9 protein-coding genes are annotated in these 8,486 nt (G+C 56.2%); 3 read left to right on the top strand and 6 right to left on the bottom strand.

Annotated features, from left to right (window positions below):
• Nucleotides 1-415: 415 nt before the first annotated feature.
• Both purH and purD read left to right on the top strand, forming a co-directional pair.
• On the top strand, nt 416-2,005 hold the full coding sequence (gene purH, locus ACLRGG_RS19775) for a bifunctional phosphoribosylaminoimidazolecarboxamide formyltransferase/IMP cyclohydrolase (protein WP_416251362.1): 1,590 nt from the start codon (nt 416-418) through the stop codon (nt 2,003-2,005).
• Nucleotides 2,006-2,020: 15 nt separating this feature from the next.
• On the top strand, nt 2,021-3,301 hold the full coding sequence (gene purD / locus ACLRGG_RS19770) for a phosphoribosylamine--glycine ligase (protein ID WP_416251361.1): 1,281 nt from the start codon (nt 2,021-2,023) through the stop codon (nt 3,299-3,301).
• A gap of 38 nt (nt 3,302-3,339) precedes the next feature.
• On the opposite strand, the gene ACLRGG_RS19765 is transcribed toward purD, so the two are convergent.
• The 6 genes from ACLRGG_RS19765 to nudC all read right to left on the bottom strand — a co-directional run bounded on the left by ACLRGG_RS19765 (nt 3,340) and on the right by nudC (nt 7,785).
• Nucleotides 3,340-3,999 (bottom strand): DUF1481 domain-containing protein, encoded by a 660-nt coding sequence (locus ACLRGG_RS19765; RefSeq protein WP_416251360.1) that lies wholly within the window; start codon nt 3,997-3,999, stop codon nt 3,340-3,342.
• A 117-nt stretch (nt 4,000-4,116) separates the two neighbouring features.
• Nucleotides 4,117-4,389: a nucleoid-associated protein HU-alpha gene (gene hupA / locus ACLRGG_RS19760; protein ID WP_017803060.1), complete on the bottom strand. Its 273-nt coding sequence runs from the start codon at nt 4,387-4,389 to the stop codon at nt 4,117-4,119.
• A 188-nt stretch (nt 4,390-4,577) separates the two neighbouring features.
• Nucleotides 4,578-5,168 carry a YjaG family protein gene (locus ACLRGG_RS19755; RefSeq protein WP_416251359.1) on the bottom strand — a complete coding sequence of 197 codons (591 nt, stop codon included), beginning with the start codon at nt 5,166-5,168 and terminating at the stop codon, nt 4,578-4,580.
• Nucleotides 5,169-5,233: 65 nt separating this feature from the next.
• Entirely contained in the window at nt 5,234-5,902 is a 669-nt protein-coding gene (gene nfi / locus ACLRGG_RS19750) for a deoxyribonuclease V (RefSeq protein WP_416251358.1), read from the bottom strand.
• A gap of 2 nt (nt 5,903-5,904) precedes the next feature.
• Nucleotides 5,905-6,972 (bottom strand): uroporphyrinogen decarboxylase, encoded by a 1,068-nt coding sequence (gene hemE, locus ACLRGG_RS19745; RefSeq protein ID WP_416251357.1) that lies wholly within the window; start codon nt 6,970-6,972, stop codon nt 5,905-5,907.
• A gap of 39 nt (nt 6,973-7,011) precedes the next feature.
• Nucleotides 7,012-7,785, bottom strand: coding sequence for an NAD(+) diphosphatase (gene nudC / locus ACLRGG_RS19740; protein WP_416251356.1), 774 nt, complete (start codon nt 7,783-7,785; stop codon nt 7,012-7,014).
• Between the two features lie 83 nt (nt 7,786-7,868).
• Between nudC and rsd the strand changes: the two genes are divergently transcribed.
• Nucleotides 7,869-8,375 carry a sigma D regulator gene (gene rsd / locus ACLRGG_RS19735; RefSeq protein WP_416251355.1) on the top strand — a complete coding sequence of 169 codons (507 nt, stop codon included), beginning with the start codon at nt 7,869-7,871 and terminating at the stop codon, nt 8,373-8,375.
• Nucleotides 8,376-8,486 lie beyond the last annotated feature (111 nt).

The following is an 8,486-nucleotide window of genomic DNA, read 5'->3' as shown; positions in this document are numbered from 1 at the left end:
ATGTGTATAAGAGACAGCAACTTCTTTTTGGGAAGTTTTTCTCCGGCGCTTCAGCTTCCTGAACCTCTCAACCCGGCGGCCTGTAAGCCGTTGTTCCGTGTCGATGGAGGCGCATTATAGGGAGTTCCTGACGGCTGACAACCCCTAATTTGATAAAAATAGCGCGTTCGCTGCATTCCACAGCAAAAGCCCGGGTTATACGCACTTATCCACTGATTTATCCACATTGCTACCGCACCGCGAATTTACACGAGCATCGCGCAAACGTTTTCGCTACAATGCCGGGCAAAATCCTGGCCCCAGTCTGGGGGGTTACCTGAAGCTTAATCTCACTCATCTCTATATAGAGATGAAAATGGCTAAGCTTGATGTAACGCTCTTACTCTCTGCGAATCAAAGCCAAGGGATCATCACCATGCAACAACGTCGTCCTGTACGCCGCGCTCTGCTCAGCGTGTCTGATAAAGCCGGTATCATCGAATTTGCTCAGGCGCTGACCCAGCGCGGTATCGAACTCCTCTCCACCGGCGGCACCGCCCGTCTGCTGGCAGACGCGGGCCTCTCCGTCACCGAAGTGTCCGACTACACCGGCTTCCCCGAAATGATGGATGGACGCGTTAAAACGCTGCACCCGAAAGTGCACGGCGGCATTTTAGGCCGTCGCGGCCAGGATGATGCCATTATGGCGGAACACCGCATTGCTCCTATCGACATGGTGGTCGTTAACCTTTATCCCTTTGCCCAGACCGTCGCGCGTGAAGGCTGCTCGCTGGAAGAGGCCGTAGAGAATATTGATATCGGCGGTCCAACAATGGTGCGCTCCGCCGCCAAAAATCACAAAGACGTGGCTATTGTGGTCAACAGCAGCGATTACCAGGACATTGTTGCCGAGCTGGATCAGAACGAGAACAGCCTGACACAGGCCACGCGCTTCGACCTGGCCATCAAGGCCTTTGAGCATACCGCCGCCTATGACGGGATGATTGCCAACTACTTCGGCAGCCTCGTCCCCGCTTATCATGGCGATACCACCGCGCCTTCCGGCCGCTTCCCGCGGACGCTGAATCTGAGCTTCATTAAAAAGCAGGATATGCGCTACGGTGAGAACAGCCATCAGGACGCCGCCTTCTATATAGAAGACAGGATTACCGAAGCCTCGGTCGCCACTGCTCAGCAGGTTCAGGGCAAAGCGCTCTCCTATAACAACATCGCCGATACCGACGCCGCACTGGAGTGCGTCAAGGAGTTCGACCAGCCAGCCTGTGTGATCGTCAAACACGCCAATCCCTGTGGCGTTGCCGTGAGCGATTCGATTCTGGACGCCTATGAGCGGGCGTTCAAAACCGATCCGACATCCGCTTTTGGCGGCATTATCGCTTTTAACCGCGGGCTGGATGAAGAGACGGCGCAGGCCATTGTCAGTCGTCAGTTTGTTGAGGTGATTATTGCCCCCTCCGCAAGCGAGGCGGCACTTAAGATAACCGCCAGCAAGCAGAACGTACGCGTACTCATCTGTGGAGAGTGGCAGCAGCGTCAGGCCGGTCTGGATTTCAAGCGCGTCAACGGTGGGCTGCTGGTACAGGATCGCGATCTGGGTATGGTGGAGAGCCACCAGCTTAAGGTGGTGACCAAACGCCAGCCGACCGAACAGGAAATGCGTGATGCGCTGTTCTGCTGGAAGGTGGCTAAATTCGTGAAGTCTAACGCCATCGTTTACGCGCGCGAGAATATGACCATCGGTATTGGCGCAGGTCAGATGAGCCGCGTCTATTCCGCGAAGATTGCCGGTATCAAGGCGGCAGACGAAGGGCTGGAAGTGAAAGGCTCGGCTATGGCCTCCGATGCGTTCTTCCCCTTCCGCGACGGCATTGATGCCGCCGCCGCCGTTGGCGTCAGCTGTGTTATCCAGCCGGGCGGCTCTATTCGTGATGAAGAAGTCATTGCCGCTGCCGATGAGCACGGCATTGCCATGATCTTTACCGCGATGCGCCACTTCCGCCATTAATTACGGAGCTGAAAAATGAAAATTCTTGTTATTGGTAACGGCGGGCGTGAACACGCCCTGGCATGGAAGGCCTCACTCTCGCCGCTGGCGGAAACCGTTTTTGTCGCGCCTGGCAATGCCGGTACTGCCCTTGAGCCTGCTTTGCAGAACGTTGATATCAGCGCCACCGATATTCCGGCACTGCTGCGCTTCGCAAGTGAGGAGAAGATTGATTTGACCATCGTCGGCCCGGAAGCGCCGCTGGTGCTGGGCGTGGTGGATGCTTTCCGCGCTGCCGGGCTGAAGATTTTTGGCCCGACGCAGGCTGCCGCTCAGCTGGAAGGATCTAAAGCTTTCACGAAAGATTTCCTGGCGCGCCACCGTATTCCGACCGCTGAATATCAAAACTTTACCGAGGTTGAGCCCGCTCTGGCCTATACGCGCAGCAAGGGCGCGCCCATCGTGATTAAGGCCGACGGCCTGGCCGCCGGTAAAGGCGTGATTGTGGCGATGACCCTGGCCGAGGCCGAAGAGGCCATCCAGGACATGCTGGCCGGGAATGCCTTCGGCGATGCAGGCCACCGCATCGTGGTGGAAGAGTTTCTGGATGGGGAAGAAGCCAGCTTTATCGTCATGGTCGATGGCGAAAATGTGTTGCCGATGGCGACCAGCCAGGATCACAAACGCGTGGGAGACGGCGATACCGGCCCCAATACCGGCGGGATGGGCGCCTACTCTCCCGCGCCGGTAGTGACCGATGCTGTCCACCAGCGGGTCATGGATGAAGTTATCTGGCCGACGGTTCGGGGTATGGCAGCAGAAGGCAACACCTATACCGGCTTTTTGTACGCGGGCCTGATGATCGATCAACAGGGTCAGCCGAAAGTCATCGAGTTTAACTGCCGCTTTGGCGATCCCGAGACGCAGCCAGTCATGCTGCGTATGCAGTCGGATCTGGTCGATCTCTGTCTGGCAGGCGCAGAGGGCAAGCTGAATACTAAGGAGTCGGTATGGGACCCGCGACCTTCACTGGGCGTGGTGCTGGCTGCCGGCGGCTACCCGGGCGATTATGCGATTGGTGAGCAAATTCACGGTCTGCCGCTGGAAGAAACGCCTGACGGCAAAATCTTCCATGCCGGTACGCGTATGCAGGACGATCTGGTGGTGACCCAGGGCGGTCGGGTATTGTGCGTGACCGCCCTGGGTGACGACGTGGCCGCCGCGCAGAAGCGCGCCTACGAGCTGGCTAAGCCCGTTTCATGGCGTGGCAGCTTCTGCCGTCATGATATCGGCTATCGCGCGATAGGCCGTAAATAGCAATTCTCCGGGCCGGATCGCTCCGGCCCGGATAGCGTTCAGAAGCTGGCTTCGTCAGGCTCGGTCGCGCAGAGATCGTCGGGCGTGACAATCAGCAGCTGAACGCCCCTGGGCGCTTCCAGCCAGGCGATGCTGACCGGCTTGTCCGGGCTGCGCTGATGCTGAGTGATATAGTTGAGGGAATAGTGGTCGAAGCCGGGTCGCTCTTTCTGCCCTTTGCACGTTGTGACGGTACCGGATGCCGACCAGCGCCCCTGCCTGAGCAATACCCGCCCTTTCAGCAGATCGTCGCTGATTTTCAGCATACGCCCGCCATCAAACTGATATAACGCCACCGCATCTGCGGAGAGCGCCTCACGACGCCCCGCAATCTGGTGCTGCATAAAGCTCAGGCTGCCGTCCTGGTCGAAGCGCAGCGTCACGCTATCAGGGCTGTCGCCCAGCCGATGACGTTCTATGGAGATAAGCTTATCCGACTGCCAAATGTAGTCGGTCGTTTCCGGCGTGCTCCCCGAAAAAGGCGTATAAATCGTCAGCAGGTGGCTGCTCTCATTACCGTCATTTTTGCGCCAGATACGTACGGCACCACGATCGGCAAGATAGCCACTGGCAGTAAAGTCAGGCAGTGATGGCTTTGAACTGCAACCTGCCAGCAGCAGCGTCAGCAGGGAGAATGAAATAAGAGGAGAACGAGTCATGGCGCGATTATCACACAGTGTGGGTGAAATGCCCGGTGGTAAAGCGGTTTGCCCGGATGGATCTATAACAAAAGGGGCATAACGCCCCCCTGTTTAAAACTTTTAACCGTCAGACAATTACTTAACAGCGTCTTTCAGTGCTTTACCTGAAACAAATGCCGGTACGTTAGCAGCAGCAATTTTGATTTCATTGCCAGTCTGCGGATTGCGGCCAGTACGCTCAGCACGGTGGTTAACTTTAAAAGTACCAAAACCAACCAGTTGTACAGCATCACCCTCTTTCAGAGACTCAGTAATCGCAGCCAGGGTGGATTCCAGTGCAGCTTTAGCCTGGGTCTTAGACAGGTCCGCTTTGTCAGCAATTACATCAATCAGTTGAGTCTTGTTCATAAGTTATCCTTACAGTGTATTTATCGCTTGCTAAGCATCGAGTGCGAGGGAAAAACCAGTTTCTGGCACTCTCCTGCATACACGCACCGATAGCCACTTTTTTCAGCCCCCCAAATGTAGACCAGACTGGGGGCGAATGTGAAGCCTCCTGGCGCTACAAATCAGGCCTGAAGTCACGTTTTATCGCCTTACTGCTGAAAATTTATACCGATATTACTGATCCCCGATTCACGCAGGTCAGCTCGCAGTCCTTTTATCAGTTCAGGGTCCCTCTCTTCACAGGCACTGAGCAGGCGGAAAATCTCCCACTGGATGTCCCATTCTTCTTCGACTGCGGGATTCTCTTTGAGCTCTTCGTCGGTCATTTCCCGCTCAGCCTGAGTCATCTCCAGCATCGCAACGGTCGTCACGGAGGCATCGCTCACGGCAATCGCATGCTCCAGCGTTTCACCGCTCAGACGAGAGTGCAGCAGTTCACTTAATGCGACGCAGGCATCAATGGCCGGGTAAACGCCGTAGAGATCGTAATCTTCAGCGTTGGGTATCGCTTCCTCCAGCTTCTCGAGCTGTGAGTCAAAATTCACCTTTGCATCTTTAACCAGCAGCGTTTCCCAGACCAGATCAAGGATGCGGCGATACAGCTGACCCTCACCGAATTCTGTACGTTCGCAAAACGCCCGATAGTTCGGGGCCATACGTTCGCACAGACAGGCCATAAAAGTAACGTGCTGCCAGCTTTCCAGCTTTTCCAGACGCAGGTGAATCGGATTACGTAACATGTTGAGATCTCTTAAACAGAAGTGCGCGGCCAGCAGTGTAACCGAAAAGAGCGCGCGTCACACCGTTAACCCTGCTCCTGTAGGCGCATAAAAGCAGGCCGCCGCGACGCTACGGCATCTGCCCAGCGCGTCGGTTCAGGAAGCCGGTAGCCATTCAGACAGGTTTCCACCCAGCTGAGTGCGGTCACCTGGCTCACGCGATGGCCAGGCGAGATAAAGAGCGGGTTACAGCGGCGCTTGCTGCGCAAAACCCAGCCAATTTGCTCGCCTTTGTCAATCAGCGGCTGGGTTGTTCCCGGCTCGTCATCCAGCGGCTCAAACTTGCCACAGAGACGGCTTTTTGCCACGCCAATGGTCGGGACATCGACCAGCAGGCCAAAATGGCTGGCGACGCCAAGGCGACGCGGGTGCGCAATGCCCTGCCCATCGACAAACAGCAGGTCTGGCTTTAACTCAAGCTGCTGCCACGCCGCAAGCAGCGCAGGATATTCCCGGAACGAAAGGAAGCCCGGAATATAGGGCATCGTCGTCGCGATACGGGCAACGCGATGCTCCACCAGCCTGAGCGATGGATACTCCAGAATAACCAGGGCCGCACGCGTGACCTCGCCCCCCTGTTCAAAACCGACATCGGCACCGCCTATATAGCGCGGCGGCATTACTTCAAAATCATCTTCCTGCTGCACTTCTGCCGCGCGTTCAAGTTGCTCCTGACGTAATGCTGCAATATCCATGGTTAGTCCTGGTGATATGGCCGTGAAAGTCGATGTACTGATTCAATGAAAGCGCCAGCATGCTCGGGTGGAACATCCTGATGAATACCGTGGCCCAGGTTGAATACGTGCCCATTGCCGTGGCCAAACCCTTCCAGAATGCCCGCGACCTCCTGCCCGATACGCGCAGGGGACGCGTAAAGCATAGAGGGATCCATATTCCCCTGCAGGGCTACTTTATCCCCCACGCGGCGGCGGGCATCGCCGATATCGGTGGTCCAGTCCAGCCCCAGCGCGTCACAGCCAGTGGCCGCCATCGCTTCCAGCCACTGACCGCCGCCTTTCGTGAACAGGGTGACGGGCACACGGCGACCGTCATTCTCACGGATCAGACCGTCCACGATTTTGTGCATATAGTGCAGCGAGAACTCGAGATAATCCCGGCCCGTCAGTACCCCGCCCCAGGTGTCGAATATCATCACCGACTGCGCACCGGCGCGTATCTGGGCATTCAGGTAGAGAGTGACGCTGTCGGCCACCTTATCCAGCATCAGATGGAGGGTTTCAGGCTCGGCATACATCATTTTTTTCAGTTTGGTGAACGCTTTACTGCTGCCTCCCTCAACCATGTAGGTAGCCAGCGTCCAGGGACTGCCTGAGAAGCCGATCAGCGGAATTTCGCCCTTCAGGTTTTTACGGATGGTGCGCACCGCATTCATCACATAGCCCAGATCCTGCTCCGGGTCGGGCACCGGTAGCTTCTCAACGTCAGCGCGGCAGGTGATCGGTGAGGAGAAACGGGGGCCTTCTCCCGCCTCAAACCACAGGCCAAGCCCCATGGCATCGGGAATGGTCAGAATATCGGAGAACAGGATCGCCGCATCCAGCGGATAGCGACGCAGCGGCTGTAGCGTGACTTCACAGGCCAGTTCAGCATTTTTGCACAGCGACATAAAATCACCGGCGATGGCACGGGTCGCCTTGTACTCTGGCAGGTAGCGTCCGGCCTGGCGCATCATCCATACCGGGGTCACATCCACAGGCTGGCGCAGCAGGGCGCGCAGATAACGGTCGTTCTTCAGTTCACTCATCTTAAACGCTCTCTCAAAATCAGGCGCACAGTATAACATTCATTCTGCTTCAGCGCGGCAAAGCGCCACGGTATCCTCTATCAGTCGTCGCGCCACGGTGCCGGGCGGCGGAAGCTGGGGCAGCGCCTCATAATGATACCAGGCCGCATCCAGCAGTTCTTTGGGATCAATGTGTATGTCGCCGCTCTCATAGTCGGCCATAAATGCCATCATCAGCGACTGGGGAAACGGCCATGGCTGAGAGGAGACATAGCGCAGGTTTTTCACTTTTAACCCGCTCTCCTCCATCACTTCACGCGCGACGGTTTGTTCAAGCGTTTCACCCACTTCAACAAAACCGGCCAGCACGGTGTAAATACCGTTACGGTGCTTAGTATGCTGCGCCAGCAGGATCTCTTTGCCCCGACGAATGGCGACAATGATGCAGGGGGCGATCTGCGGATAGTATCGCTGTCGGCAGTGGCCGCACAGGCTGGCCCACTCGGTTTTGCCCGGATACATTTCATGCCCGCAGTAGCCGCACCACTTATGAGAGCGATAGAACTCAGCCAGCTGGATCCCGCGCCCAGCCAGCTGGAACAGGCCGACATCACCGTCGAGGATCTGTCGCAGGGTGCCCATTTCATTCGGGCGGCTATCGCGTATCAGCCACACCGGCTCGCCCTGCCACTCACCGATCCGCATAGCTTTTGCGCCGATCAGGCCTAATTCCTGCGCACTTCCCTGCGGCAATTGACCTTTAGGCAGCCATAGTTTATGTTCGTGACTGACAACCCACCAGCCAGCGTCTACGCTTGAAATCTCAACTTCCATAAATTGCATATCCTCAGCTATAACGGCTTTCTGCGTAACGGGATTGGGATCGGGCACTTAAAATATTACTTTCGGAGTCACACATGCTCAACCAACTTGAAGTCCTGACCGCGCGCGTTGCCGGGTGTAGTGACCTGGTGGACTTTTGTCTGCAATCCCGCAAGCAGTTACTGGTTGCCTATTATCAAATGGTTGGTATTAAGCCTAACAAGGAATCTCATACTCCGCTTGATGAAAACGCACTGGATACCTTTTGTCAGCGTCTGGTCGATTATCTCTCCACCGGTCACTTTACGGTGTATGAACGCTTTATCGAAGAGATGAAAGGCAGCGAGCAGCTGGCTAAGGCCGCCCTGATCTATCCGGCGCTTCAGGCTAATACGGCTGAGATTATGCAGGTTTATGATACTCATCTGGAAACGGCTATCGATCACGATAACTATCTTGAGTTCCAGAACGCGCTCTCTGAAGTGGGCGAAGCGCTGGAAGCCCGCTTCACGCTGGAAGATAAATTTATACAGCTGGCGCTGGAAAAGCAGGCTGATACCCCTCTGGCCGCTAACGATTCTGCGCTGGCCCGCCCCGCCTGAAACGTTATCCGTCTGTAAAATTCTTGTAGTTTTAAAAAAGCCCCCCTATGCTGAGGGGGCAATGCCGTAACGTGCGGCCGCCGCCGTTACCGCCATTCTGATCATCCCCCC

Source organism: Erwinia sp. PPS120 (assembly GCF_047918655.1).
GTDB classification, from domain to species: Bacteria; Pseudomonadota; Gammaproteobacteria; order Enterobacterales; family Enterobacteriaceae; genus Erwinia; species Erwinia tasmaniensis_A.
This window is presented reverse-complemented; position numbering and strand designations above follow the sequence as displayed.

Coding starts and splice junctions, on each gene's coding strand:
- purH (WP_416251362.1), top strand. CDS start 416: ATGCAACAACGTCGTCCTGTACGCCGCGCTCTGCTCAGCGTGTCTGAT.
- purD (WP_416251361.1), top strand. CDS start 2,021: ATGAAAATTCTTGTTATTGGTAACGGCGGGCGTGAACACGCCCTGGCA.
- ACLRGG_RS19765 (WP_416251360.1), bottom strand. CDS start 3,999: ATGACTCGTTCTCCTCTTATTTCATTCTCCCTGCTGACGCTGCTGCTG.
- hupA (WP_017803060.1), bottom strand. CDS start 4,389: ATGAACAAGACTCAACTGATTGATGTAATTGCTGACAAAGCGGACCTG.
- ACLRGG_RS19755 (WP_416251359.1), bottom strand. CDS start 5,168: ATGTTACGTAATCCGATTCACCTGCGTCTGGAAAAGCTGGAAAGCTGG.
- nfi (WP_416251358.1), bottom strand. CDS start 5,902: ATGGATATTGCAGCATTACGTCAGGAGCAACTTGAACGCGCGGCAGAA.
- hemE (WP_416251357.1), bottom strand. CDS start 6,972: ATGAGTGAACTGAAGAACGACCGTTATCTGCGCGCCCTGCTGCGCCAG.
- nudC (WP_416251356.1), bottom strand. CDS start 7,785: ATGGAAGTTGAGATTTCAAGCGTAGACGCTGGCTGGTGGGTTGTCAGT.
- rsd (WP_416251355.1), top strand. CDS start 7,869: ATGCTCAACCAACTTGAAGTCCTGACCGCGCGCGTTGCCGGGTGTAGT.